The following is a 26,083-nucleotide window of genomic DNA, read 5'->3' as shown; positions in this document are numbered from 1 at the left end:
AAGGAATTTCCCTGTACTTTTTCGGAGAGAGGATCATAAAGCCTCAAATAAAATTGATTACTTAACTTGTGGGTTCAAGACTACTTGCTTATTCTCTGCAGCTTTATTTTCAACAGCCTTCACTTTCTTAGGACTGCGTGATGTAGTCAGCAGATAAATGGCTGAAAAGTATCCGATATAGGCAATGACCTCTTCGATTGAAGGCATTGATGAGTATCCAAACAGCGCCTTCAGGAAGATGCCCACATCGCCTGAGATAAGCGGCGCGACGCCGGTGTCACGCAGATAATGCGCATAATCGATCGGGTGTTCAGGCATTAGCCATGTTATGTCGTACACATGGTACATGACGCTGCCGATTATATTGACATCCTGCATCATTGAAATTGCCTGAACAAGCAATCCAGCAGAGATCAGGATGATGAATGCTCCAGTAATTTGGAAGAACGTCTTAAGCTTAACCTTCATCGTACCTTTGAAGAACATGTACGATACCGCAACGGCAATCAGCGTACCAGTGATTGCTCCCCATCCCTGCATGGCAGCACCGATGTTACCACCTGTGATTGCCGCAAAGAAAAAGACCGTTTCAATTCCTTCACGCAAAACGACAAGGAATGAATGGATGACCATACCGACAATATTTCCAGTCGAAATGAACTTGTTCATTTTGCCTTCCATATTGCCTTTAAGATCTTTACTGTGGCTTGCCATCCAGAATACCATCTGGGTTAAGAGCACCGTCGACACAATCATGATCCCTATTTTCAGGTAAATCTCACTGCCCATTGCCGCGAACCCTGTGAATACTACCTGGAACAGGATCGCTACCCCAATGCTTGCAAGGATCGCAAGCGCTGCCCCTAGCCATACATACTTCGTATACTTCGGATTACCTGTTCTCTTTAGGTAGGTTGTGATGATTCCAATGATTAATAACGCTTCCAATACTTCACGAAAAGTAATCAATAATGCTTGAACTTCCATTGCTGATTCTCCCCTCTCCAAGGTGTCATCAAAATTTATTATTTTCTTCTCTTAATACCAATAAAGACAAGTGCACCAATGACCGCGACAATCAGGATCAAAGGGATCCAGTTGCGGATATTCGAACGATCCGTCCAGTCCTTTTTCCCGGTGCCCTCTTGTTCCTCTGTATCTGTAAAATGGCCTACTTCCAGGTTAGGAAGATCGAATTCATCTTGCAATGCTTTCAGGATTTCTTCTTTCTTCTCTTTAAAAATCTTTATGTCAGAAGGTTTCTTCCCGACTCCAAATAGTCCGGGGTTCCCTAGTGCTTCCAGTGCAGCATCAAAGTCAGCTTTTATTTCTTTATCGGCTTCAGGATTACTTGCCTCTACCTTTGAGGAAAGCGCCTGATATGTAGCATAACCTTTTGCCAGCAGCTTCTTTGATGTATCAAATTGATCAAAACTCTTTTCAATACTTTCAAGCCTTCTTGCAACATTCAAGACGAGGAGTTTTTCCATATTCTCAATTGTTGCTTCTTTATCTTCTTCTGCCAAACTTTTCATGATAACTTCCCCTGGCTCTGTTCCCATATGCATATCGATTTCTTCTTTAACCGTTTCAAACAGGGATGTTGCCGCCGAGAAGTTTGGAGGGTCCTCATCCAGTTTCAAAACCATTTCCTTATGGACTTCCGCCACTTTTTCTTCATTTGGATCACCATATGAATAAGCATTGGCAGTCATTGGAATGCTGTTAATGAGAATCAATATCAATGAAAAACAAAAAAATATAGCTTTTTTCATTTTGCTGTTTCCCTCCTACAATGATAATGATAATGATTATCATTATGAATGTCAATCATATTTGATAACCGTCACTTTTTTGTCACTATTTCTACTGTTTTTAGATTGGGATTGACTTTCGCCACCAACCCTGGAGACCGGTCTCGCCATTTCGCGGATCACAGCCGGTACAACATTCGTCATATATTTCTTGAATGAAATGAACGATGTTCCAGTTGTCCTGACCCTGTATTTAATTGGTACTTCTAGCACCCTGAATCCTTTTCTGACGAGATTGAGCGTCAAGACCTGCGCATAGTTGTAATCATGGATGATCTCAGCATGCTCAAGCACTTTTCGTGAAAAAGCCCTCATCCCGGATTGGCCGTCAAACAGCCACTTTCTCAACAACAATGTTTGCAGGAATGTGAAAAAATAGTTCCCCATCCTGCGATGAAATTTCATTCCTTTTATTGTGCCCATAAAGCGGGAACCCATTGTATAATCGGTTTCGCCATTCAGTATCGGCTTAACAATGTCTGGAATTTGCCATGCGGGATATTCACCATCAGCATCAATCATTACACCGACATCGGCTCCCATGCGAAAACATTCCTCAATTCCTTTTCTTACCGCGGCTCCGAGGCCGCGGTTACTTTCAAAGCTTATGATATGGTCAGCACCTGCTTTTTTTGCCTCTGAGACAGTTCCGTCAGTTGAGCCATCATCAATCACTAATACTTCCACAAGATCAGCACCGGCAAAACTGCGTGGGATTTTTCCGATGACTTCACCAATTGATTCTTCTTCGTTGAAAGCCGGCAAAAATACGATAACTTTACTCAATTCAACTCTCATCCTTCTCTGCTTTTATTGCATCCATTAAAACTTTTCCTCTGCTGCTTGATGGATATGGTGCACCCATAAGATAGGAAATTGTGGGAGCCAGGGATACCAGACTATGTTTTTCCTGGACTTTCTTCCCCCTGACAATATGCGGACCATGCATAAAAAATGGAACAAACCGTTCTCCTTCATCCAGGTGTCCGTGCCCGCCGATTCCATCAGCCTGTCCGTGGTCTGCACAGACTACAAGTGTCGTGTTCTCCATTTTCCCTTCTGCTTCAAGCCATTGGACAAAGTCTTTAATCAGAGCGTCAGCTTCTTCAATTTTTTCAATATAGTCATCATAAAGGACGCCTCGGCTATGACCAACTTGATCTGTACCGATCATCTGGACAATGAATAAATCCGGATCCTGTTCGTCCATGATTTTCCGGGCTCTAGCAAGCATGTTTGTGTCTGCCTTATCCTTATGCATGACAGCAGTAACTGTCTCGACATCGCTGCCCATCGCATCAACGAGGTGCGCAATGCCAAGAAGTCTCCCTCTTTTACCCACCTTGCGAAGCGAGTCGAAAATGGTTTCTGTATTGACCCCGAGCTTATAGACCATATTTGATTTAATGCCATGCTCAAATGGATAGGTTCCTGTGAACATTGAACTAAAACAAACCACGGTTCTTGCAGGATACAATGTTTCCATATTCATGTATTCCGTACCATTTTCTTTTAACTGATCGAGAAACGGTGTATTGGCTTCGTAAAAGCGTTCTTTGCGCATTCCATCGATGACGATGACAATGACCTTATCTGACAGGCCATTCTTTGGTACTTCCAGCCCATCCTCCTTCGTATAGCTCTCATACGCCTTGGGCTTCCAGTCAAATAAATATCTGTGAAGAATGAACGCAAAAACGAGTACAAAGCCATAAAACAAGACAATTTCAAGCAGTGGAACACTTGCAGCACCTGCTAATGAAGTGAATGAAAGTTCCCAAACAGAGAGCAGCAGGAATACTTTTGGAAGCTGCTCCTGGGCATTTCCGCTGGTGGAGTCACTATTTTTCAAAACCAGCTTCCAAAATCTCGTGAAGTTCAGCCAGGAAGTACCGATCCTAAGGTGATAATAAAACGTTCCCCAGAAAAAAACTGTAAAGAAGAAGTACAATCCAGCAGCGAAAAGCAGCAGATTAATATTAAGTTCAGGCCAAACAATAATAAAAACGACAAATGGTATCCACAAATAGTTTCTCAAAAATAGTGGAAAATCATAAACAAAATAAAGAATGAATAACGGTAGTACAGTCAAGAGCGCGAGTAAAAACTCTGTGATCCCTGCTGTATTGCCTATTTCTCCGAGATGAAATAATACCATGGTGCCAACTGTAAAAATTGGCGTGAAAGGCTTCCCTTCATTAAGTAAATTCCAGCTTCGGGTCGCGAACTTTTCAAACTTTGAAGCACTTTTCATGATTCGTTGCCCCTTTCTCTAGTCCATTTTTTTAATAAATTCGTCGACACAGGATGAGCAGCCAAGGCAATCCCTCCAACGATGAATGAAAATAAATATTTAAGTCCATGCGTAATCACCGCAGCTGTATATGCGTTTTCTGCGGCTATCCCGTTAGCTCCCAATGCGAAAACCATTGTGGCCTCATAACTGGCAATTCCACCAGGTGTAATCTGAAAAATCTGCCCCGCAACAGTGATACTGTTTACCCAGATAGCCTGTACAAAGCTGATCATGTTCCCCCCACTCCATACAACCCCATAGATCACTGCAGCTTCAAGCATCCAGCTAAAGAGTGTCAACCCAATAATCCAAATTCCCCGCCAACCGGAGAAAGCAGTTTTCATTATAGAAAGCTGTCTGTCAAAAAAAGAGCGGAATTTAAAGTAAACAATGATAATGATTACAAATCCAATTACACCGAGCCATTCAAGCACCGAGCCATTCAAAGGCAGCTCAAGAAAAGCGAGTCCAGCCGCTGCCATAGCAAAGAGGATTGCCGTATCCATTATCCTAAGTACAATTACTGAATTAAATGCTTCATGCCCGGTAATACCAGGCTCCCTTGCTTTCATCACACCTATCCGCGCAAAATCCCCCGCTTTGACGGGCAGGAGATGATTCAGCAGCAAGCTATAAAACAGTCCGTACATGCAGGTTGTAAGTCGTACTCTGTTGCCCAAATAGAGCTTCCAGGCAAATCCTCTTGCCAAAAAAGCGAGGGAATAACTGCTAAAAATAAACAATAGCACTCCAGGACTAGTTGCGATGGCTTTTATTTCGGCGAGGAGCCTGCCTGCATCAAGATATAAAAACGTCATAATCAAAAATAATGTAATCAGCAGAATTGCGATTAGTTTTTTAAAGGTAGTCTTCATACTGCTCAGCCCATGCCACCGTTTTTGAGATTCCGGTTTTAAAATCCACCTCGGGTTCATAGCCAAGCAATTCACGTGCCAGTGATATATCTGCCCATGTCCTATCCACGTCTCCGGCACGATCGACTTCCCGTCTAATCCTCATATCAGGATAGTAGAGCTTGAGCTCGCCCAATAGCTGATCCATCGATACCGGCCTGCCAGACCCGATATTTATAATTGCGCTCTGCTGCAAATTTTGCAATGCAAGGCCAATGCCATTCACAATGTCGCTCACATATGTATAATCCCTGGTGCCACCCTGGCCGAAAATTGTAACCTCTTCCCTGTTCTTTAATTTTTTTATAAAATTGGCAATCGCCATATCAGGTCTTCCCCACGGCCCATATACGGTAAAGAACCGGAGGATTTTGACATGCATGCCATAAAGATGGCCATAAACATGACAAAAAAGATTCAGCTGCATATTTTGAAGCAGCGTAAGGAGAAATAGGCTTGCCATCAGCCATTTCCTCTTTAAATGGTGTATTTTCCATCATTCCATACACTGATGATGAAGAAGCAAAAATGACTTGCTTCACACCTGCCTGCCCCGCTCCTTCGAGTACGTTAACGGTTGCCTTTACATCATAATCTATGTATTCGAGGGGACGTAGGATTGAATATGCAACACCGGGCAATGCAGCGAGGTGCACAATCGCATCAGGAGAGATTTTTTTGATAATGTTGATGGTATCATCGCGGTTGAGAAGATCTGTTGAGTAGAATAGATAATCTCCTGCTTCTTTAATTACTCCAAGATGCTGCCTTTTTCTCTCAACAGAATAATAGGGATGCAAATTATCGATGATCGCCACCTCATGCTGCTCCTTGAGCATTTTGAGTGCAAAATGGCTTCCGATAAAACCCGCTCCCCCAGTGATCAATATTTTCACGATTACACCTCTTCCTTAGCACAAGCCAATTTTACCATAGTATTTACTTCTAAAAGTAAAAACAGAGCCGCATCGCTGCGGCTCTCCATTATTAAAGCAAACCATTTACTGCATTTATAACTGCTTCACCTTTTGCTTTTGCATCTTCAGGCTTATTTTCCGCAATGGCATTATACCATGCCTCTGCATCTGCAAAGACAGCTTGTGTTTTTTCTTCACCTAATTTTTCAGTCATCTGTCCTTGAAGCATTTTCAAGAACATATTCCCTTCCATTGCACCTACTTTTGCTTCTACTTCATTACCTTCTGCAAGCAGGTTCGGTGACTTCTCGTAGTAACCTTTGATTTTACCAGCAATTGTTTTTGCGAATAATGCATTTGTTTCAGCTGCTTTAATTGTAGCCGGATCAGTTGTATTAAGTGTGAAAAGCTTATCTAACTGCGCTGCTGCTGCTTCATCTCCACCGCCAAGTGATCCTTTAATCGCTTGATAGAAGCCCCATGCCTCAGCTTGCATAATGGATAGTTCCTTGGCATCTTTTCCTTCCTTTACTCCTGCTTCAATTTTCTCAGCATAGGATTTTGCAGCTAAATAGTAGCTTCTGTAGATGGACTTATCAGTTACCTGAAGGTAAACCTGGAAGTCTTCAGCGTTTCCTGAGTTCAGTGCTTCTTCCTGTGCTGATAAACCTGAGTTGATATTCTCAACAAGACTTGAATCTCCGCTTAACTCGTAGTACTTATCACGCTTTTCAGCTGTTGGAATGAAAACCTTTTCTGCCAGGTGCTTGATTTGTGCGAATGCAAGATTAGCATCTTCCTTTTTATCATCAGTCAAAGCAGCAACTGCTTCCTTTTGAAGTGCCTTTTGATTTTGATAGAAATAAGATTGAGTTGTCTTATCGATTAATTGTACAGCGATAATCGGTTCCATTTCTCCGCTTTTTCCAGCAGTTAGTGCAGCCTGGATCGCCTGGTCGAATTCAGGATTAAGTTCGGCAATATCCTTTTGAAGACCAGCTTCATATTTTTGTTGGGCAGTATCCCAATTAACTTCCTGGCCTTCTTTTGCTTTTACAAGTTCAGACATCATATCGGAATAAGCAGCAGCTTGTTTTGCTGCATCAGTATCTTCTACATTGACTTCTTTCGTTTCTTCAGTATTTTCCTTATTTTCTTCAGTCTTTCCATCTGTTTCTGCCTGCTTGTTCTCCTCTGGCTTCTCTGCAGAATCATCTCCTCCGCATGCTGCTAAAACTGTGCTTGCCATCAAAAAACTTGCAAAAATTACTTTCAGTTGCTTCTTCTTGTTCATGTTTGTAATCCCCCTATGTAATATGATTCTTTTTTAATTGATAATGATTTTCATTGACAGTTGTTATTATAGTCGAGAATGATTATCACTGTCAACGAACTTTACAATAAAACTTTGACAAACTTGTGAAAAGTTATTTTTCCTCTTATTGACTGAACCCATTCAAAAACTTTAATAGTCTGTGATTGGAAGGCTTTTAGGGGTGATTAGAACACTCTTAATTATCCGAAACAGGTTTGGAATAGCTATCAAAAATTGTATTGTAATATGTTTTTATTTCAGTTCTCTTTTCAATTACACGAACAAAAAGCGCAAGCGCCTCGTTCAGCACCGGCAAGCGCTGGAGGGCCTGACAGTGAAGTCGTTCTTTGACTTCATTGGCAGGACCGAAATCGGAATGTATAGCCGACTGTCCAGAAACGCAGAAACTGGAGACTCCGACAAAGAAGCGCTTTTTGCTTCTGCCAGCGGAGTTGAAGTTTTGGAGTTTCTAGGAGGCGACACTAGACAAGCGTCTCGAGGAGTTAGGAGCCGCAGCCAGACAAGCGACTCGAGCCTCGAGGGGCTAGGCGTTGGAGCTGGATTAAAAAACTACATGTAGTTATACACACTTAAATAATTTTATATTTTCCTTAACACAAAAAATCCCGCCTTTCAAAGAAGGCGGGATTCTTACATTCAATATTAGATATGTTGCTCCAAGCGGCCTGCAAGTGCTTCTTTTGGTTGGAAACCTACTACCTTGTCAACTGGTTGACCATCTTTAAGGACAAGTAGCGTTGGGATGCTCATGATGCCGTATTGTGCAGCAGTTTGCTGATTGTCGTCAACATCAAGCTTTACGATTTTCACTTTGTCGCCCATTTCTGAATCTAGTTCTTCAAGAACAGGAGCGATCATCTTACAAGGTCCGCACCAAGGTGCCCAAAAATCAACAAGCACTAGGCCTGATCCTGTTTCGTTAGCAAAAGTTGCGTCAGTAGCATGTGTAATAGCCATTTAAATGCCTCCTAAAAAAATCTGAATACTAACGTCAGTATATCATCGTTTACCAGTTGACGCTATTTATCTGCTCTTGTTGTAATTTACCCTTATCACATGTGAATATTCCAGTAAATTGTGTTAACAGACAAAGAAAACGGACGTGAGTGACGTCCGTTTCTTGAGCTTAATTATTAAGCATTGACCTTAAGCTTCTTGAATTCTTCAGTAAGCATTGGAATAACTTCGAATAAATCGCCAACGATACCGTAGTCTGCGACTTTAAAGATATTCGCTTCTGGATCTTTGTTAATCGCTACGATTACCTTGGAGTTGGACATGCCTGCAAGGTGCTGGATTGCTCCTGAGATACCGGCAGCGATATACAGGTCTGGAGTTACGACTTTACCTGTCTGGCCGATTTGCAATGAATAGTCACAGTAGTCAGCGTCACATGCACCACGTGAAGCTCCTACTGCTCCGCCAAGAACGTCGGCAAGTTCCTTGAGCGGCTCAAAGCCGTCTTCGCTCTTTACACCGCGCCCGCCTGCTACAACAACTTTGGCTTCGGAAAGGTCTACACCTTCAGTTGCTTTACGGACAACATCCTTAATGATCGTTCTTAAATCTTTAATATCAGCTGAAACAGTTGATACTTCTCCAGATTTCCCTGCATCCTTTTCAAGTGGAGCGATATTGTTCGGACGAATCGTCGCAAACACTAGTCCATCGGTAACAATCTTCTTTTCGAAGGCTTTACCAGAATAGATTGGACGAGTGAAAACAAGATTTCCGCCTGCTTCTTCAACTGCTACTGCATCTGAAATCAAACCTGAACTCAATTTGCTTGCGATTTTAGGAGCAAGGTCCTTTCCAAGTGAAGTATGGTCAAAAATGATACCTTCTGGATTTTCCTGTTCGATTACAGCCATTAATGCTTGTGAAAAGCCATCTGGTGTATATTGTGCAAGCTTGGCTTCTTCTACTGCCACAACTTTATCGGCACCATACTGATATAGGTCGTTTCCTAATGAATTTACAGACTCACCAATCAATACTCCAACTACTTCTCCGCCCTCAGCAACTGTTTTTGCAGCTGCAATCGCTTCGAAAGAAACGTTTCTTAGTTGTCCGTCACGTGCTTCTCCCAATACTAATACTTTTCTCGCCATTTGTTTTTACCTCCTGCTTATTTATTCTTCCTGTATGTCTTAAACGACTTTTGCTTCAGTGTGAAGCAGGTTGACAAGTTCCTTAACCTGATCGGCAAGTTCACCTTGAAGGACTTTTCCTGCCTCTTTTTGCGGAGGAAGATAAATTTCAATTGTCTTTGTCTTAGCTTCTACATCGTCCTCATCCAGATCAAGATCATCAAGCTCAAGCTCATCAAGAGGCTTTTTCTTTGCTTTCATGATTCCCGGAAGAGATGGATAGCGAGGCTCATTCAGGCCTTGCTGTGCAGTTACAAGGACAGGAAGGCTTGTCTCAATGACTTCTGAATCCCCTTCTACGTCCCTAGTAATAGTAGCAGTCGTTCCATTGATTTCTAGTTTAGTAATTGTTGTTACATAAGGCATTCCCAACTGTTCAGCCACACGAGGGCCTACCTGGCCTGATCCGCCATCGATTGCGACATTTCCGCCAAGGATGAGATCAGCTTCCTTATCCTTAAGGTATTCAGCAAGGATTTTTGCAGTTGTGAACTGGTCGCCGTCTTCAAAGTCATCCTCGATATTGATCAATACAGCTTTGTCTGCTCCCATAGCTAAAGCCGTGCGCAGCTGCTTTTCAGTTTCTTCATTGCCTACAGAAACGACAGTAACTTCGCCGCCCTGAGCGTCTCTTACCTGGATTGCTTCCTCAATTGCATATTCATCGTAAGGATTGATGATGAATTCAGCGCCATCTTCATTGATCTTGCCGTTTGCAATCGTGATTTTTTCTTCTGTATCGAATGTCCTTTTCATTAGAACGTAGATATTCATTTGTTCCCCTCCTAAGTATTCAAACATTTTAGCTGTTCTAAAGATTAGAAAAATTTATGATAAAAAAATTTGATGCTAAAAGGTTTGCTTATCTGCCTTTAAAATCCGGCGACCTTTTTTCCAGGAATGCCTTGATTCCCTCCTGGCCGTCTTCTGACAGGAAGACGTCGCCAAAAAGCTTGGCTTCTTCCTTAACTCCATTGTAGAAAGATTCGTGCTTGGAATAGTTCAAGAGTTTAATAGCCGCACCAATGGAGACTGGACTCTTTTTTTGCAATTTTCCCGGCAATCTTGTATGCGTTTTCAAGCAGCTGCTCTTCAGGATAAGCGTGATTGGCCAACCCATATTGGACTGCTTCCTCACCTGTGATTGGGTCACTTGTAAACAGCATCTCTGCCGCTCTTGCAACACCCACGTATCGCGGAAGACGCTGGCTGCCTGCAAACCCTGGAACTAGTCCTAGCTGCAGCTCTGGCAATCCCAATTTCGCGTTTTCAGCTACAAGACGGAAGTGGCAGGCCATTGCAAGCTCAAGCCCTCCGCCCAATGCCGCGCCATGGATAGCAGCGATAATAGGCTTTGGAAAATGCTCCATGCGTTCGAACAAATCCTGACCGTACTCAGCAAGCTTGGCAAAATCTTCGCCCGTTTTGATCGTTGTGAATTCCTTGATATCTGCTCCTGCTGAGAAGAACTTTCCTTCACCATGGATTAAGACAACCCTGACTTCTTCATTCCCTTCGATTTCATCCAAAACCCCTGAAATTTCTTTCAGCAGCCCGGATGCAAGGGCATTAGCCGGTGGACGGGCAATGGTAATTGTTGCAACCCTGTCCTCCTTAGACCATTTGAGATACTCCACATTTTCCCCTCCTTTTACATGAAGGCATATTTCGCATTTAAAATATAACACCTTTTGACGAAATACGCCTGTTAAGTGCCTCTTCCTGTATCCTCGCAGATCATTCTGCCGGAATACTGGTGAGGCCAGATTAAAGGACCGGTTTGGCACCATGGTATCCGCAGCCGTTGATCAGCAGCTGGTGTACCGCTTTTGCCAGGTCAGTAAGATTGTATTTCTGTTCATTCATGACCCATGAAGTCGCAGTTTCATCTACTGTACCAAAAATCATCTGCCTTGCAAGACGCAAATCCAGGGAGCTTGAAAACTCTCCATTCTCTATGCCTTCCAAAATGATTTTGTCGATCAGCATTAAGTAGCCCTTAAGCACCTCGTTGATTTTATGCCGGAGATCCTTATTTGACTGCCTTAGCTCCAGCTGGGTTACAATTGCAAGATGCCGGTCATCAGAAAGAATTTTAAAATGCGTTTCAACCAACATATATAATTTCTCTGTTGCTGTTTGTTTTCCTGCAATTTTCTCTTCAATACTTCCCACGAAGTAACCCATTTTCTCCTGGAACAGAGAAATCAGTATGTCTTCCTTATTCTTGAAATACAAATAAATGGTCCCATCAGCCACTCCAGCCTGCTTTGCTATTTTAGACACTTGCGCCTGGTGGTAGCCGTTTTCTGCGATAATGACCACTGCTGCGTCAATTATTTGCATATATTTCGGCTTGTTTTTCTTCATTTCTTTCACTCCCGCTCCAGGAAAAGCACAAGCAATAAATGCTACAGTGGCACACTCCCGTTTACGATTTTCGTCTGCAATCCTTATTCACTGAATGAATCGTCATTCATATTTTTATAATAGTATTCACTCACATTTCTGTCAAGGAATTGTGTTTCATTTGGACAACCCTTCTTACTCAAAAAGAAAGAGCCGATATTGGGAGCCGGCTTCTAAATTAAGCGTGCTTCTGCTGGTCTTCCTGATTCTTTGCTTTTTCTTCATCAACTAATGCTCTTCTGAGAATTTTACCTACCGCAGTTTTAGGAAGTTCTTTCCTGAATTCATATAATCTTGGAACCTTGTATGCAGCAAGATGTTTGCGGCAATATTCATTCAGATCTTCTTCTGTCGCTTGTGCACCTTCTTTAAGAACAACATATACTTTTACCGTTTCACCCCGATAAGGGTCTGGAATTCCAGCTGCTACAACCTCCTGGATCGATGGATGTTCATATAGGACTTCTTCAATTTCCCGCGGATAAATATTGAAGCCTCCGGCAATGATCATATCTTTCTTCCGGTCGACAATATAAAAATATCCTTCCTCGTCCATATACCCAAGGTCTCCAGTAAGCAGCCATCCATCTTTAAGTGTTTGCTCGGTCTCTTCGGGCTTGTTCCAATACCCCTTCATCACTTGCGGACCTTTGACTGCTATTTCTCCTATTTCACCCGGTGGCAGCGGTTCGCCCGTTTCCATTGACAGGATGATTGAATCTGTATCCGGCCATGGTACTCCAATACTGCCCTTCACACGTATTTTATCCCAAAGGAAATTTGCATGGGTGACTGGCGACGATTCAGTAAGGCCGTACCCTTCAACAAGCTTTCCTCCTGTTATCTCTTCAAACTTCTCCTGGACCTCGGCAGGCAGAGGAGCTGAGCCGCTTATACAGGAATCGATGGAAGACAGGTCATATTTTTTCAGGTCAGGGTGGTTCAGCAAACCGATATAAATTGTTGGTGCTCCTGGAAACAGTGTAGGCTTCTGTTTCTGGATGGTCTTTAATGTTGTTTCAGGATCGAATTTTGGCAATAGAACCATTTTCGAACCTTGCATTACGGATAGGATCAATACAGCTGTCATGCCATAAACATGGAAAAACGGCAGGATTCCAAGAACTGTTTCTTCACCCTCTTTGCATTTGTAAAGCCATGCATTGCTCATCGCCGCATTTGCAACCAGGTTTTTATGAGTCAGCATAACCCCTTTTGGAAACCCTGTTGTTCCGCCCGTATATTGTAATAAAGCCAAGTCTTCTTCAAAATCATAATCGTATTCTTTAATTTTGCCTGCAGGCTGTTTCATAATTTCAGTAAAAAGATGATTCTGCCCTTCATGCTTGACATTTACGATAATGCCATACTGTTTTTTCTGGATGAATGGATAGACAAGGTTTTTAGGGAAAGGAAGATAATCCTTGATAGCGGTTACAATCACATTCTCTAAATCCGTGTTTGCGATGACCTTGGAGACCCTTGGGAATAAAATGTCGAGCGTAATGATTGCTTTCGCTCCAGAGTCCTTCATCTGGTATTCAAGTTCACGTTCCATATAGAGAGGGTTCGTTTGGACGACTATCCCTCCTGCCATCAGGATTGCATAGTAACTGATGATCGACTGAGGAGTGTTCGGGAGCATGATCGCGACCCTATCCCCTTTTTCAATTCCCAGGTCTTGCAAATAGGCAGCCAGTTTTTTCGCATAGTTGTAAACTTGCTTATACGTTAGTTCTTTTCCCATAAAGTGGATTGCCACCTTATCTGGGTATTTCTCAGCAGTCTGCTTCAAATAATCCTGCACCGTTGCTTGCTGAAGATCCAAGTGGGACGGAATTTCTGGAGGGTACTGCGACAGCCATGGCTTTGCTACTTCCATCTTGTTGCCTCCTTATTTAAAATTTTTTGAAAATTCTATCTCTCATTATAATATAATGGCCTTTTTATGACAATTAGAATAGTTTTTTCGTGGTTTATAGGGACAAACTCCTATTTCATATCCTGAGCCTGCTTTAACCTATCACCCTTAAAATGCATGAAAAAACCGCCAATAGAGGCGGTTTTCTTTGCTTTTATACAAAAAACATCATATAAACAATGCCGACTAGCAGAAAAATTCCACATAGAATCAGCAATATTTTGGTCAGTTTTTCCACTCTTTTAGATCCCCCTGTTAAATTCCTGCTCCGATGATATAAGACAGACCGATTGAAATGACCATGGATATCAGTCCTACTGCACGGTTGTCGTTTTCTATTTCTTTATCAATGTTGAACTTTGGTGTCAGGAATTCAAAAATAAAGTATCCAATCAAAAGCAAGACGAAGCCGAAAACTCCCCAGCTGATCATCGTGAGCAGTGAGTCATGCTGATTGATGGAATAACGGAATATATTGGCTACACCGAAGATTTTCCCGCCGGTAGCCATCGCAACGGAAATATTCCCTTTTTTGATTTCTTCCCAGTTTCGGTATTTTGTCACCAGTTCAAAAACAGCCAGGAATACGACGATGCAAAGAATCGATACACTATAATAACCAGCTGTAACTATATATTCATTTTCCCAAAAATGATCCATATCCATTCTCCCCGAAAAGATTTTACCCCAGAGCCTATTATAAAGTGTTGTTACGGGGTTTTACATTATTTTGCATGCGTTATTCTATTTGAATTCTACTACAGTTACACCAGTTCCACCTTCACCTGCGTCTCCAAATCTTATTTTCTTGACTGACCGGTGGTTTCGGAGGTATTCCTGGACTCCCTGCCTTAATGCCCCGGTTCCTTTTCCGTGGATGATATTGACTCTAGGGTAACTGGCAAGCAAAGCATCATCGATATATTTTTCTACTCTCATGAGGGCATCTTCATAACGCTCTCCTCTAAGATCCAGCTCAAGCCCCACGTGAAAGTCCTTGCCTTTCACTATGGTCAATGGTTTGGTTTCTACTGGCTTAGGGGAGTTGATATATTCCATATCTGTTTCTTTCACTTTCATCTTTAGAATACCAATCTGTACTTGCCATTCTTTAGGGTTAACGCGCTCAACAAGATGTCCTTTTTGGTCAAAGGTCAGAACCTTGACCTCATCCCCTGCCTTGAATTCGTGTTTTACAGATTTCGCTTTGCCTCCGCCTTTTTTCACCTGATTCAGTTCAGGGGTTGCCTCGGTCAGGCGTCTTTTGGCGTCGATTAATTCATGCTCTTTGATCTCTGCACCTTTATCGAGACGCAGCTTCCGAAGGTCACGGATGATTTCTTCCGCTTCTTCTTTCGCTTTTTCCAAGATTGACGCAGCCTTTTCTTTTGCCTTTTCGGCTAGTTCATCTTTTTTTCTGATAATACTCTGCCGTCTGCTTTTGCAAATCCTCATGCAAATGTTCTGCATCTTTCAACAGCTGGTGTGCTTCTTCACGGTCTCTCTCTGCCTGCTTACGGCTAGACTCAAGGGAAGCAATCATGTTTTCGACTTCATTGCTGTCCGCGCTGATATAAGATCTCGCAGTAGTAATGACAGATTCTTTCAACCCTAATCTCTTGGAAATTTCAAAAGCATTGCTTCGGCCAGGTACACCAATCAATAGTTTATAAGTCGGGCTCAATGTTTCCACATCGAATTCTACACTTGCATTGGAGACGCCTTCCCGATTGTATCCATAGGCCTTAGCTCTGGATAGTGGGTTGTCGCAATCACTCTTGCTCCTCGCTGATATACTTCATCCAATATCGAGATGGCCAGTGCTGCTCCTTCCTGAGGATCAGTACCGGCACCAAGCTCATCAAATAGCACAAGGCTATTGTGGTCAACCTTTTCAAGGATTTCTACGATATTGACCATATGAGATGAAAAAGTACTCAAACTTTGCTCAATCGACTGTTCGTCGCCAATATCGGCATAAACTGACCCGAATACAGCCACTTCTGACCCGTCCAGTGCGGGAATCTGCAATCCTGCCTGGTCCATTAGCGTACAAAGTCCGACTGTCTTCAAAGTAACAGTTTTACCCCCAGTATTCGGACCGGTGATGACGATCGTCGTATAATCACTCCCTAGAGTGACACTGTTAGGAACAACCTCATCCATCGCAATAAGTGGATGTCTTGCCTGGAAGAGATTGATGCGACCCTCATCATTGACGATAGGCTTTGAACCCTTAATTTTGCTCCCATATCGAGCCTTCGCAAACATGAAATCAAGCTCGCCCATAATGCTGACGATTTGCAATAGCTCATCATGATGGTCGGCAGTAAGTGCAGATAGCTCTGAAAGGATTCTTTCGATTTCCTGCTGCTCTTTTACCCGGATGCCCTGAAGTTCATTATTTAGCTGGACAACAGATTGTGGCTCAATGAACAGAGTCTGCCCGGATGAACTTTGATCATGGATGATACCACCATAATGCGAGCGATATTCCTGTTTTACAGGAATGACAAATCGATCATTCCTGATGGTAATGATAGCATCCGAGAGCATTTTTGAGGCGTTGGATGAGCGAATCATGCTTTCCAATTTTTCACGCACTCTTGCTTCTCGCGTTCGCATCTGCTGCCTGAGTGACCTTAGTGCTTCACTTGCACTGTCAAGAACCTCTCCGCCTTCATCGATTGAATTCCTGATCGATTCTTCCAAATTAGCAAGGACGATGATTCCCTCTGTATAGCTCAGTAAAATGGGAACCTCGGTAACTTCCTGCAAATCATCAACAAATCGTTTCATCTGCCTGCTGGCATGTACAGTGCTAGCCACCTGAACCAGCTCAATTGGACTGAGCATGCCTCCGATTTGCGCCCTTTTCACATGCGGCCTTATATCATGAATACCGCCTAATGGAACATTTCCTTTAAGTCTTAGAACCTTCGCTGCTTCATCTGTTTCTTCCTGTAAACGGGACACTTCCGAAAAATCTACAGAAGGCATTAACGCAATTGCTTTTCCCCGTCCCAATGAGGATGAGACATGTTCGATCAGCTGGTTCCTGATTTTATCAAATTCAAGTGTTTTCAAAACTCGCTGCTGCACAAAAATTTCCTCCTTCTTAGAAAAGCGGAAGCGCCTTGGTCAGCCCCGACAAGCGCTGGAGGGCCGGCCAGTGAAGTCGCTCTTTGACTTCATTGGACGGACCGAAATCGAAAAGTATAGCCGACTGCCCAGAAACGCAGAAACTGGAGACTCCGACAAAGAAGCGCTCTTTGCTGCCGGCGGAGTTGAAGTTTCGGAGTTTCTAGGAGGCGACACTAGACAAACGACTCGAGGGGCTAGGCGCTGGAGCTAGACATTTCTTCAAGAGAATACTTTCTCATCTTGTTTAAAGTCCCTTTATTCATTGCGCCCGTGCAGAAAATCAAGCAAATCATTAAGATCCATTGCATTCAGGACGGATGATTCCTTGATCCAGCCTTTTCTGGCGGCTGTTACGCCTATTTCCATATGTTCAAGTGTATCCACTTTATGTGCGTCCGTATTAATGACAAGCTTGACACCTTCATCCTGTGCTTTCCTTAAATACTCTGATGCCAGGTCAAGTCTGTTTGGATTCGCATTCAACTCAAGGGCTGTATTCGTTTCTTTTGCCAGCTTGATCAGCATATCGATATCAACTGAATAGCCATCACGACGGCCAATCAGCCGGCCAGTTGGATGTGCGATAATATCAACATGAGCATTTACCAGAGCAGTCTTCAAACGGTTCATGATCTTTTCTGTTGATTGGGAGAATGAAGAATGGATAGACGCAATGACCAAGTCCAGGTCTGCAAGCAGATCATCTTCAAAATCCAATGAACCATCTGGTAAAATATCCATTTCAATACCTGTCAAAATCGTGAAATCTTCGAATTTCTTGTTCAGTTCCTTCACTTCTTCAATTTGCTTCCGCAGGCGTTCCGGCGTTAAACCGTTCGCTACCTTCAAATACTGGGAATGATCTGTGATCGCCATATATTTATAGCCTCTCGCGATACACTCCCTTGCCATTTCCTCGATTGAATGGCCGCCATCGCTCCACGTTGAATGCATGTGAAGATCGCCTTTAATGTCTTCCAATGTAATGAGTTTCAAATCTTCTTTATATACCTCAACTTCCGACCCGTCTTCCCTTAACTCAGGTGGAATGAAAGGAAGGCCAAATACTCATAAAATTCCTCCTCAGACTTGAATGTGGTGACTTCACCTGTCTCTACATTCTCTACACCATATTCGCTGATCTTCTCTCCTTTTTCCTTCGCAAGCTGCCGCATTCTTACATTATGATCTTTTGAACCAGTGAAGTGATGGAGGGCAGTTGCGAATTCTTCAGGATCAACAAGGCGGAAGTCTACGTTCACATCATAATCCAGGCCAAGTGTGACAGAAACCTTCGTGTCTCCAGCTGCGATGATTTCTTTTATTTTCGGCAGTTTGACCAGCTCGTCCTTCACCGCCAATGGATTTTTTGAAGCAATGATGAAATCTAAATCCTTGATCGTCTCTCTCATTCTGCGCAAGCTTCCTGCTTTTGAAAATTGTTCGATTTCCTCTATCTCTTGAAGATATGATTCAATTAATTCCGCAACCGGAAGCATGTATGCAAGCGGCAGCCTTTCCGGCCTTGTGCCAAAGTTTTCAATTGCCGCAAGAATCTTTTCTTCACTCTTTTTCCCAAAGCCTGCAAGGTCACGAATTTCACCTGACTTCGCAGCCTCCTCCAAGTCGTGGATGCTTTCTACTCCCAGTTCCTTGTAAAGCTTGGCTATCTTTTTCCCGCCCATTCCGGGCAGCTGCAAGAGTGGGATCAGCCCGTTCGGTACTTCTTCCTGCAATTCCTTCAGCTCAGTTGATTGCCCTGTCTCCATGAATTCCTGTATGACTCCCGCTGTTCCTTTGCCGATTCCTTTAAGTTCAGTCAACTCGCCGATTTCTGACATACTGCGCTCATCTCCCTCAAGAGCAGCCGCAGCCTTGCGGAATGCAGAGACTTTAAATGGGTTTTCACCTTTCAATTCCATATATATAGCGATCGTTTCAAGTAATTGCACAATATCTTTTTTATTTACTGACATTATGTCCACCTGCCTTATTAAATTCCCGACCGGATGACCCGACCTAGTCATTGTCTTCTATTTTATAGAAAACAAGTCCTACTGTGAAATTAAATGAAAATAATACGATGATAATTTATAAACAGCCCGAATATGTACTGGCTTTATAGTATAAGATATTGCTGCACTTTTCAGCCTTACCCTAAAATAGAACCGCGGGGAATCAATAAAAAGAAAAAACTTCTCCGCAACAGAGAAGTTATGCAGCCGTGTATTCAATCCAAAGTTGTTTAACTTGCTGGGAAAATACTGGGGTATTTTTTATGATGTTTTCGGCTAGAATTGAATCGTTCAGCGGTCCCTGGATCGCCTGGATCGGCAATAAAGCAGCAATGTAGAGAACAATAAACAAAAGAAGGTACACTTCAACAAAACCAAGGAATCCTCCTGCAAAGACATTCAATTGCTTCAGGATTGGCAGGTGAGCCACAAAATCGAGCATTGAACCGATGATCTGGAGCAGGATTTTCACTGCGAAGAAGATGGCAGCGAATGCAATCGCCCGATAATACGCATCTTCTAAATTGGCATTCTCGAATATGAGATTTAACGTTGAATTGCTGCCAAGGTTTGGATATGGAATCCATAGAGTCAGCTTTGGCGCCAGTTTGTCATAATATATGTACGCAACGATAAAGGCAGCGATGAATCCAGCCAGATGGATGGTTTGCAGGATGAACCCCCTCTTCAATCCTACGATGAAGCCAATAACCAATATAGCTAATACAGCAAGATCAAGCATTCATTTTTCAGTCCTTTAACCTTTTAATTTCCGCTTCGAGCGATTCAACACGATCTTTCATTTTTATGTAATCATTAACGGCATTCACAGCAGTTAATACAGCTAATTTACTAGTATCAAGTGAAGGATTCGCTGAGCCGATCTCACGCATTTTATCGTCTACCATCGAGGCAATGAGCCGGATATGGCTGGTGCTTTCTGTGCCGACAATCGTATATTGCTGTCCGTATATATCGACAGTCGACTTATTTTTTTTTGTGTCTGACAACATTTATGCCCCCATTCATAAGAATCCTATTTTATACTATAACATGAACGTAAAACGCTGGGAAGTATTTGCCTGTCAGATCTATAAGAATTTTGGAAGAATATGTCTAACTTTGAAAACGTAGAACAGGGAGTGTATAGCAATGGGAAACAGTGTCCTTCAAAAAAGTCCGGAAGAAATCAAAAAGATGAAAGAGTACTACAGTAAGTATCTTATTGATAAGCTTCCACCTGGCAGCATCTTTGCCGCCAAAACACCTTCCTGCGCAATCACTGCCTACAAATCAGGAAAAGTATTGTTCCAGGGAAGAGATGGAGAGACCGAGGCAGCAAGATGGGGAACCGCATTGATGCCTTCTGGTAAAAAAGCCGCTGCACCAACTCCTGGCTCCCATTTACCAAAGAATATTGGCGAGATTTCCATCATCGGTTCAGATGAAGTGGGCACGGGTGATTATTTCGGCCCGATCACAGTTGTTGCAGCCTATGTCAGGCAGCAGGACATCCCAGTATTGAAGGAGCTCGGTGTCCAGGATTCAAAGAACCTCAAGGATGATAAAATCATCGAAATTGCCAAGCAACTCGTAACCTTTTTACCTTACAGCCTGATGACACTGCATAATGAAAAGTACAACCAAATGCAGATGACAGGCATGTCGCAGGGCAAGCTGAAAGCCCTTTTGCATAACCAGGCAATCAACCATGTTCTAGAAAAAATCGCACCTGAAAAACCAGAAGCCATTTTGATCGATGAATTTGCAAAAGAGCAGATTTATTACGCCCATTTGAAAGGTCAAAAGAAGATTATCAGGGAAAATGTTTTGTTCAGCACAAAAGCAGAAGGAATTCATCTGGGAGTGGCTGCAGCGTCGATGATCGCCCGCTACGCGTTTGTCCGCCATTTCGAGAACCTCAGCAAACGCGCGGGATTCACCATACCAAAAGGTGCTGGCGCAGCAGTTGATAAAGCAGCTGCCAGGCTCATCATGGACAAAGGTATCGATGTACTGCCAGAATACGTCAAACTTCATTTTGCCAATACGGAAAAGGCGAAGAAGATTGCGAGGGTATAAACAATTGAACCATATGAAAAAGGCAGCCGGCGGGCTGCCTTTTTTTACATTTATCCTCTTAATACTGCTCCAGCTTTTTCTTCAAGAGCTGCAAGGACTTTATTGTGTGCTTTTGCAATGTCTTCGTCTGTCAGTGTTTTTTCTGGATCGAAGTATTTCAGTGAGAACGCAAGGGATTTCTTGCCTTGTTCCATCTTTTCTCCTTCGTACAGGTCAAAAACATGCACTTCTTTTAATAATGATCCCCCGGCTTCTGTGATAATCTTCTCCAGATCACCGGCAGCAGTTGCTTTTTCAACAACAAGCGCAATATCCCTTGAGATCGACGGGAAGCGAGGGATTGCTGTGTACTGAAGCGGTGCTGTTTCTGCTTCCAATAAAGACTTAAGCGACAGTTCGAATACATAAGTTTCTTTCAGATCGAGTGATTTTTGCATGGTTGGATGAACCTGGCCGATGAAGCCGATAACATTGCCATTCAGCAAAATTTCAGCCGTGCGTCCAGGGTGCAACCCATCAAGCTCAGCCTTCACGAAATCTAACTGGCTTTCAAGTCCCAGCTTTGCAAATAACCCTTCAACGATTCCTTTAAGGACGAAGAAGTCAACAGGCTTCTTCTCCCCTTGCCAAGGATGGCTTTCCCATAGGCCAGTTACCGCGGCAGCTAGATGTTCGCGTTCTTCAGGCAGGTCTTCATTGCTGTTTTTCAGGAAGACAGCCCCCGTTTCATAAACAGCGAAACTTTCAGTCTGACGAGCGATATTATATTTCAATACTTCAAGAAGTTGAGGTACGATACTTAAGCGCAGCAAGCTGCGGTCTTCGCTCATTGGCATCGCCAGTTCAACAGGCTCGCGCTGATCCAATGCGTACTGTGTAGCTTTTTCCGCGCTTGTAAGGGAATACGTGACTGCCTGATAAAGTCCTGCACCTTCCATGTAGCGACGGACAAGTCGGCGCTTTTTCTGATACTCCGATAAATGTCCTGGTGTCGATGGGCCTACAGGAAGTGTTGTTGGCAAGTTATCATAACCAAACAAACGGCCAACTTCTTCTATAAGATCCTCTTCAATCGTGATGTCACCGCGTCGGCTAGGTACTGTTACTGTGATGGTGTCATTATCAACAGATGTTCCGAACTTCAGAGAGGCAAAAATGTCCTCAACCTGCACCATTACGAGGTCAGTTCCCAGAACTTTATTGATTTTTCCAAGTGTAGTTGAAACAACAGCTGGCTTAACTTCGAGTGAATTTGCCTCGACAACGCCTCCAAGAAGTTCTCCGCCAGCTAACTGAATCATTAATTCAGCTGCACGTTCTGCAGCTGGTCGAACTCTTTCAGGATCCACACCTTTTTCGTAGCGTGAGCTTGCTTCACTTCTTAATCCATGGTCCTTGGATGCCTTTCGGATGGCACCGCCTGTAAAATAAGCGGATTCAAGCAGGACAGTCGTTGTATCATTGCCTACCTCGGAATTCGCTCCGCCCATAACACCCGCAAGCGCCACAGGCTCAGTTCCGTTCGTGATGACAAGATGGTCTGGAGTCAATGTACGCTTAACATCATCAAGCGTTTCAATCACTTCGCCATCTTTTGCACGGCGGACAAGGATTTCTTTTGAGCCTAGCTTATCGTAATCGAATGCGTGAAGCGGTTGTCCGTACTCCAAAAGAATAAAGTTCGTGATATCAACTACATTATTGTGAGGACGGATGCCAGCAGCCATCAACCTTGTTTGAAGCCAGACCGGTGATGGACCAACCTTTACATTTTTGACTACTTTGGCAACGTAGAGGGGATTATCTTCTTTTGCCTCTACCGTTACGTTAATATAGTCGCTTGCCTGTTCCGAAGAAGTCTTAGGCTGTGGATTGGGAAGCTTGACATCCTTTCCAAGGATTGCCCCCACTTCATATGCTACACCAAGCATACTCATCGCATCAGCACGGTTTGGCGTCAAGCCCAGCTCAAGGATCTCGTCATCCCTGTTAAGGACTTCTAGCGCATCCTGACCAATTTCTGTTTCCGGAGTGAAGTTAAAAATCCCCTCAGCATACTCTTTTGGTGCCAGCTTTCCTTCGATTCCAAGCTCCTGAAGCGAGCAGATCATCCCGTGGGATTCTTCGCCGCGCAGTTTCGCTTTCTTAATCTTGAAGTTGCCAGGAAGTACGGCTCCAACTGTTGCAACAGCAACCTTCTGTCCTTTGCCGACATTTGGAGCGCCACAGATGATTTGAACCGGTTCACCGTTGCCAAGATCAACTAGTGTTTTGTTCAATTTTTCTGCATTCGGATGCTTTTCGCATTCAAGCACATGGCCAACCACTATTCCACTCATGCCCTCGTTTAACTTTTCTACACCTTCAACCTCTATGCCGCTCTTCGTGATTTTTTCAGCAAGCTCTTCAGCAGATACGCCTTCCAAATCGATATATTCCTGCAGCCATTTATATGATACCAACATGGTTTTACCCTCCTAATCCTTATTCTTCAACTGAAAATTGCTTCAAGAAACGGACATCGTTTGTATAGAAATGTCGGATGTCATCGACTCCATATTTAAGCATCGCAATACGTTCAGGTCCCATTCCAAATGCGAATCCAGTGTATTTCTTCGAATCATATCCTGCCATTTCGAGAACATTCGGGTGGACCATCCCTGCTCCAAGAATCTCGATCCAGCCAGTTCTTTTACATACGCTGCAGCCTGCTCCCCCGCAAATTTTACAAGAGATATCCATTTCGACTGATGGCTCAGTGAAAGGGAAGAAGCTAGGGCGCAGTCGGATTTCACGATCATCACCGAACATCTTCTTTGCAAAAACTTCAAGTGTTCCTTTCAAATCGCTCATTCTTACATTCTCATCGATGACAAGCCCTTCAATTTGCATGAACTGATGTGAGTGTGTTGCATCGTCGTTATCACGGCGATAAACCTTGCCCGGGCAGATGATTTTTACAGGACCCTTGCCCTGGTGCTTTTCCATCGTCCTTGCCTGAACAGGAGATGTATGTGTGCGCATCAATGTCTCTTCTGTAATGTAGAAAGAATCCTGCATATCACGAGCGGGATGTCCCTTCGGAAGATTCAGCGCTTCAAAGTTATAATAGTCCTTTTCAACTTCAGGTCCTTCTTCGACTGTGTAGCCCATGCCGATGAAAAGGTCTTCGATTTCTTCAATGATGCTTGTAAGAGGATGATGGCTGCCAGTTTTAACAGGTCTTCCAGGAAGAGTCACGTCGATTTGCTCAGCTGCCAATTGTTTTTGGACCGCTGCTTCCTCAAGTTCCTTCTGCTTAACCTCAATCTGGCCTGAAATCGCATCACGGACTTCATTAGCCAGAGCACCCATTTTCAGCCTTTCTTCTGCTGATAACTTTCCCATTCCCTTTAGTACTTCTGTGATTGGACCCTTTTTTCCAAGATAGGAAACGCGGACATCATTCAATTCTTTAAGGTCAGCTGCTGCTGCGACTTTTTCAAGTGCCTCAGCCTGCAGTTCTTTCAAACGATCCTGCATTGGTAAATCCTCCTTCATATTCTTCTTTTTTGAACACAAAAAGACCTCATCCCTGATAAAGGGACGAGGTCTGAGGTTTCGCGGTACCACCCTTTTTAACAGGCAATACAGTTATGTATTACATGTTCGCTTCATTGAGATAACGGCTTTGTGCCGATGCATCTTTACGCTTCTAAAAAGCGGTCCCGATGCCAACTCAGGAGGTGAACTTCGCTTGTCTGATCCATAAAAATGCTCCCAGTCATCGGCATTTTCTCCCTGGATAGCCACTTCAAGCTACTTTTCTCCGTCATCGTTTTTATAATATTATTTTTGCTGTTTATTATATTATAATCTTGGCGCAGTATCAAATGGTTTTAGAGCCTATTTTGCTGTTTTTAAATAATATAGCAAAATCCCTGCCGCGACAGCGACATTCAGTGATTCACTTTTACCGTATATCGGGATATAAAGGTTTTTTGTTGTTTTTGCCAGAAGATCTTTGTTTACACCGCTTCCTTCATTTCCTACAAGCAGTGCGAAGGTTTCCCCCTTTTCAGCCTCGGTAAAAACAACACCATTTTCAAGGGCCGTTCCATAAACCGGGATGTTTTCAGCTTGAAGCTTGTTCATCCACTGTGAAAGGTCGCCACTTAAAACCGGCAAATGGAAATGGCTTCCCTGCGCAGAGCGCAATACCTTGGGATTGTAAATGTCGACACTGCCCTTCCCTACAATGACAGCATCAATTCCGGCCGCATCAGCCGTCCGAATCATCGTGCCAAGGTTACCCGGATCCTGGACGGAATCGATCAGCAAAAATCTTTTTCCATTTGTTTCTGAGTTCTTAGGCTGCTGGCATACAGCAAATATACCCTGAGTTGTCTCCGTGTCAGCAAGCTGCCTGCTGATTTCATCCGTTACAACCGTAACAGGAATGGAACCGTAATCCAGTCCATGCGGCAATTCGGTTTTTTCACTTAAAATGATTTCCTCAACATTTTCTTTTTGCATAAGCGCTTCTTCAACTAAATGGAAGCCCTCGACAAGGAACATACCGGATTTGTCGCGTTCCTTTCGCGTCAATAATTTCTTCCATTGCTTCACTTGCGGATTTTTATCAGATTGAATGTACTTCAACTCTGGCTCTCCTTTGTTTTGTCTTGTTCAATTTTACTATTATAGCTCAAAACAGATACATAATAAAACCAAAATTGTTCATCCTATAACCATCTTGGCAATTTGAAAGGAGTTTAAGCAAAGGATGAACTTAAACCTTAGGAATGCTGTCATTACTAATGTAGCAGGAAATTCACAGGACGAGCTTAAAGATACAATCGTCGACGCCATTCAAAACGGCGAGGAAAAAATGCTTCCCGGACTTGGAGTTTTGTTCGAAGTCATCTGGCAGAACGCCTCAGAGGAAGAAAAGCAGGAAATGCTGAACGCATTGGAAGATGGATTAAAAGGAAAGCAATAAACACGAAAGAACTCCTCCACTTTGAGGAGTTTTTTTGTGCTTAAGCACGATTTTTGCAGGGGAGCTTATGGAAAAAAAAGTCCAGAAACCCAGTTTTCACTGAT

General features: G+C 43.3%; 23 protein-coding genes, 3 pseudogenes and 1 other annotated feature. Of the genes and pseudogenes, 4 read left to right on the top strand and 22 right to left on the bottom strand.

Annotation, left to right across the window (positions count from 1 at the left end):
* Nucleotides 1-57 precede the first annotated feature (57 nt).
* The 7 genes and pseudogenes from LC048_RS04095 to LC048_RS04065 form a co-directional block, all read right to left on the bottom strand.
* Nucleotides 58-987 (bottom strand): FTR1 family iron permease, encoded by a 930-nt coding sequence (locus tag LC048_RS04095; RefSeq protein WP_226603777.1) that lies wholly within the window; start codon nucleotides 985-987, stop codon nucleotides 58-60.
* A gap of 38 nt (nucleotides 988-1,025) precedes the next feature.
* Nucleotides 1,026-1,775: a hypothetical protein gene (locus LC048_RS04090; protein WP_226603775.1), complete on the bottom strand. Its 750-nt coding sequence runs from the start codon at nucleotides 1,773-1,775 to the stop codon at nucleotides 1,026-1,028.
* A 51-nt stretch (nucleotides 1,776-1,826) separates the two neighbouring features.
* Nucleotides 1,827-2,600: a glycosyltransferase family 2 protein gene (locus LC048_RS04085; protein WP_371931995.1), complete on the bottom strand. Its 774-nt coding sequence runs from the start codon at nucleotides 2,598-2,600 to the stop codon at nucleotides 1,827-1,829.
* 1 nt (nucleotide 2,601) lies between these two features.
* Nucleotides 2,602-4,068, bottom strand: a complete 1,467-nt coding sequence (locus tag LC048_RS04080; RefSeq protein WP_306049502.1) for an alkaline phosphatase family protein — start codon at nucleotides 4,066-4,068, stop codon at nucleotides 2,602-2,604.
* A complete protein-coding gene (locus LC048_RS04075) occupies nucleotides 4,065-4,985 on the bottom strand; it encodes a lysylphosphatidylglycerol synthase transmembrane domain-containing protein (protein WP_226603768.1) in 921 nt (306 codons plus the stop codon). The genes LC048_RS04080 and LC048_RS04075 overlap by 4 nt, the downstream gene beginning before the upstream one ends.
* Nucleotides 4,969-5,920: pseudogene (locus LC048_RS04070) on the bottom strand (NAD-dependent epimerase/dehydratase family protein). Before LC048_RS04070 ends, LC048_RS04075 begins: the two are co-directional and overlap by 17 nt.
* 91 nt (nucleotides 5,921-6,011) lie before the next feature.
* Nucleotides 6,012-7,235, bottom strand: coding sequence for a hypothetical protein (locus tag LC048_RS04065; RefSeq protein ID WP_226603763.1), 1,224 nt, complete (start codon nucleotides 7,233-7,235; stop codon nucleotides 6,012-6,014).
* A 355-nt stretch (nucleotides 7,236-7,590) separates the two neighbouring features.
* Between LC048_RS04065 and LC048_RS04060 the strand changes: the two genes are divergently transcribed.
* Entirely contained in the window at nucleotides 7,591-7,836 is a 246-nt protein-coding gene (locus tag LC048_RS04060) for a hypothetical protein (protein ID WP_226603761.1), read from the top strand.
* Between the two features lie 83 nt (nucleotides 7,837-7,919).
* Here the strand turns inward: LC048_RS04060 and trxA are convergent, their stop codons facing one another.
* The 9 genes and pseudogenes from trxA to LC048_RS04015 all read right to left on the bottom strand — a co-directional run bounded on the left by trxA (nucleotide 7,920) and on the right by LC048_RS04015 (nucleotide 16,859).
* Nucleotides 7,920-8,234, bottom strand: a complete 315-nt coding sequence (trxA, locus tag LC048_RS04055; protein WP_041967575.1) for a thioredoxin — start codon at nucleotides 8,232-8,234, stop codon at nucleotides 7,920-7,922.
* Between the two features lie 176 nt (nucleotides 8,235-8,410).
* The gene (locus tag LC048_RS04050; RefSeq protein ID WP_306049501.1) at nucleotides 8,411-9,388 is read right to left on the bottom strand and encodes an electron transfer flavoprotein subunit alpha/FixB family protein; all 978 of its coding nucleotides are present in this window, start codon (nucleotides 9,386-9,388) and stop codon (nucleotides 8,411-8,413) included.
* Nucleotides 9,389-9,427: 39 nt separating this feature from the next.
* Nucleotides 9,428-10,201: an electron transfer flavoprotein subunit beta/FixA family protein gene (locus tag LC048_RS04045; RefSeq protein ID WP_226603745.1), complete on the bottom strand. Its 774-nt coding sequence runs from the start codon at nucleotides 10,199-10,201 to the stop codon at nucleotides 9,428-9,430.
* An 88-nt stretch (nucleotides 10,202-10,289) separates the two neighbouring features.
* Nucleotides 10,290-10,547: an enoyl-CoA hydratase-related protein gene (locus LC048_RS04040; RefSeq protein WP_306049499.1), complete on the bottom strand. Its 258-nt coding sequence runs from the start codon at nucleotides 10,545-10,547 to the stop codon at nucleotides 10,290-10,292.
* The gene (locus tag LC048_RS04035; RefSeq protein WP_306049497.1) at nucleotides 10,438-11,064 is read right to left on the bottom strand and encodes an enoyl-CoA hydratase; all 627 of its coding nucleotides are present in this window, start codon (nucleotides 11,062-11,064) and stop codon (nucleotides 10,438-10,440) included. The genes LC048_RS04040 and LC048_RS04035 overlap by 110 nt, the downstream gene beginning before the upstream one ends.
* 130 nt (nucleotides 11,065-11,194) lie before the next feature.
* The gene (locus LC048_RS04030) at nucleotides 11,195-11,797 is read right to left on the bottom strand and encodes a fatty acid metabolism transcriptional regulator FadR (protein ID WP_041967571.1); all 603 of its coding nucleotides are present in this window, start codon (nucleotides 11,795-11,797) and stop codon (nucleotides 11,195-11,197) included.
* Nucleotides 11,798-12,014: 217 nt separating this feature from the next.
* Nucleotides 12,015-13,718: a long-chain-fatty-acid--CoA ligase gene (locus LC048_RS04025; RefSeq protein WP_306049495.1), complete on the bottom strand. Its 1,704-nt coding sequence runs from the start codon at nucleotides 13,716-13,718 to the stop codon at nucleotides 12,015-12,017.
* A gap of 294 nt (nucleotides 13,719-14,012) precedes the next feature.
* Nucleotides 14,013-14,417 carry a DUF350 domain-containing protein gene (locus LC048_RS04020; RefSeq protein WP_102263806.1) on the bottom strand — a complete coding sequence of 135 codons (405 nt, stop codon included), beginning with the start codon at nucleotides 14,415-14,417 and terminating at the stop codon, nucleotides 14,013-14,015.
* 84 nt (nucleotides 14,418-14,501) lie between these two features.
* A pseudogene (locus LC048_RS04015) lies at nucleotides 14,502-16,859 on the bottom strand (endonuclease MutS2).
* A gap of 70 nt (nucleotides 16,860-16,929) precedes the next feature.
* Here LC048_RS04015 and LC048_RS04010 point away from each other — a divergent pair.
* Nucleotides 16,930-17,112 (top strand): hypothetical protein, encoded by a 183-nt coding sequence (locus LC048_RS04010; protein WP_306049493.1) that lies wholly within the window; start codon nucleotides 16,930-16,932, stop codon nucleotides 17,110-17,112.
* Nucleotides 17,113-17,156: 44 nt separating this feature from the next.
* Here LC048_RS04010 and polX read toward each other — a convergent pair.
* The 3 genes and pseudogenes from polX to zapA form a co-directional block, all read right to left on the bottom strand.
* A pseudogene (gene polX, locus LC048_RS04005) lies at nucleotides 17,157-18,877 on the bottom strand (DNA polymerase/3'-5' exonuclease PolX).
* 238 nt (nucleotides 18,878-19,115) lie between these two features.
* A complete protein-coding gene (locus tag LC048_RS04000) occupies nucleotides 19,116-19,658 on the bottom strand; it encodes a CvpA family protein (protein WP_226603730.1) in 543 nt (180 codons plus the stop codon).
* A 7-nt stretch (nucleotides 19,659-19,665) separates the two neighbouring features.
* Entirely contained in the window at nucleotides 19,666-19,929 is a 264-nt protein-coding gene (gene zapA, locus LC048_RS03995) for a cell division protein ZapA (protein WP_371931994.1), read from the bottom strand.
* Between the two features lie 139 nt (nucleotides 19,930-20,068).
* Here zapA and rnhC point away from each other — a divergent pair, with 139 nt between their 5' ends.
* Nucleotides 20,069-20,998 carry a ribonuclease HIII gene (gene rnhC, locus LC048_RS03990; RefSeq protein WP_226603729.1) on the top strand — a complete coding sequence of 310 codons (930 nt, stop codon included), beginning with the start codon at nucleotides 20,069-20,071 and terminating at the stop codon, nucleotides 20,996-20,998.
* A gap of 50 nt (nucleotides 20,999-21,048) precedes the next feature.
* Here rnhC and pheT read toward each other — a convergent pair whose 3' ends face one another.
* From pheT to LC048_RS03975, 3 genes are all read right to left on the bottom strand, one after another.
* Nucleotides 21,049-23,463, bottom strand: coding sequence for a phenylalanine--tRNA ligase subunit beta (gene pheT / locus LC048_RS03985; protein ID WP_226603726.1), 2,415 nt, complete (start codon nucleotides 23,461-23,463; stop codon nucleotides 21,049-21,051).
* A gap of 19 nt (nucleotides 23,464-23,482) precedes the next feature.
* Nucleotides 23,483-24,520, bottom strand: coding sequence for a phenylalanine--tRNA ligase subunit alpha (gene pheS, locus LC048_RS03980; protein ID WP_306049491.1), 1,038 nt, complete (start codon nucleotides 24,518-24,520; stop codon nucleotides 23,483-23,485).
* A 56-nt stretch (nucleotides 24,521-24,576) separates the two neighbouring features.
* Nucleotides 24,577-24,822, bottom strand: a binding site (T-box leader).
* A 61-nt stretch (nucleotides 24,823-24,883) separates the two neighbouring features.
* Nucleotides 24,884-25,639: a TrmH family RNA methyltransferase gene (locus tag LC048_RS03975; RefSeq protein ID WP_226603720.1), complete on the bottom strand. Its 756-nt coding sequence runs from the start codon at nucleotides 25,637-25,639 to the stop codon at nucleotides 24,884-24,886.
* 124 nt (nucleotides 25,640-25,763) lie between these two features.
* On the opposite strand from LC048_RS03975, the gene sspI reads away from it, so the two are divergent.
* Nucleotides 25,764-25,979, top strand: coding sequence for a small acid-soluble spore protein SspI (gene sspI, locus LC048_RS03970; RefSeq protein WP_226603717.1), 216 nt, complete (start codon nucleotides 25,764-25,766; stop codon nucleotides 25,977-25,979).
* Nucleotides 25,980-26,083 lie beyond the last annotated feature (104 nt).

The sequence above is a fragment of the Mesobacillus subterraneus genome (assembly GCF_020524355.2).
Lineage (GTDB): Bacteria > Bacillota > Bacilli > Bacillales > Cytobacillaceae > Mesobacillus > Mesobacillus subterraneus_C.
This window is presented reverse-complemented; position numbering and strand designations above follow the sequence as displayed.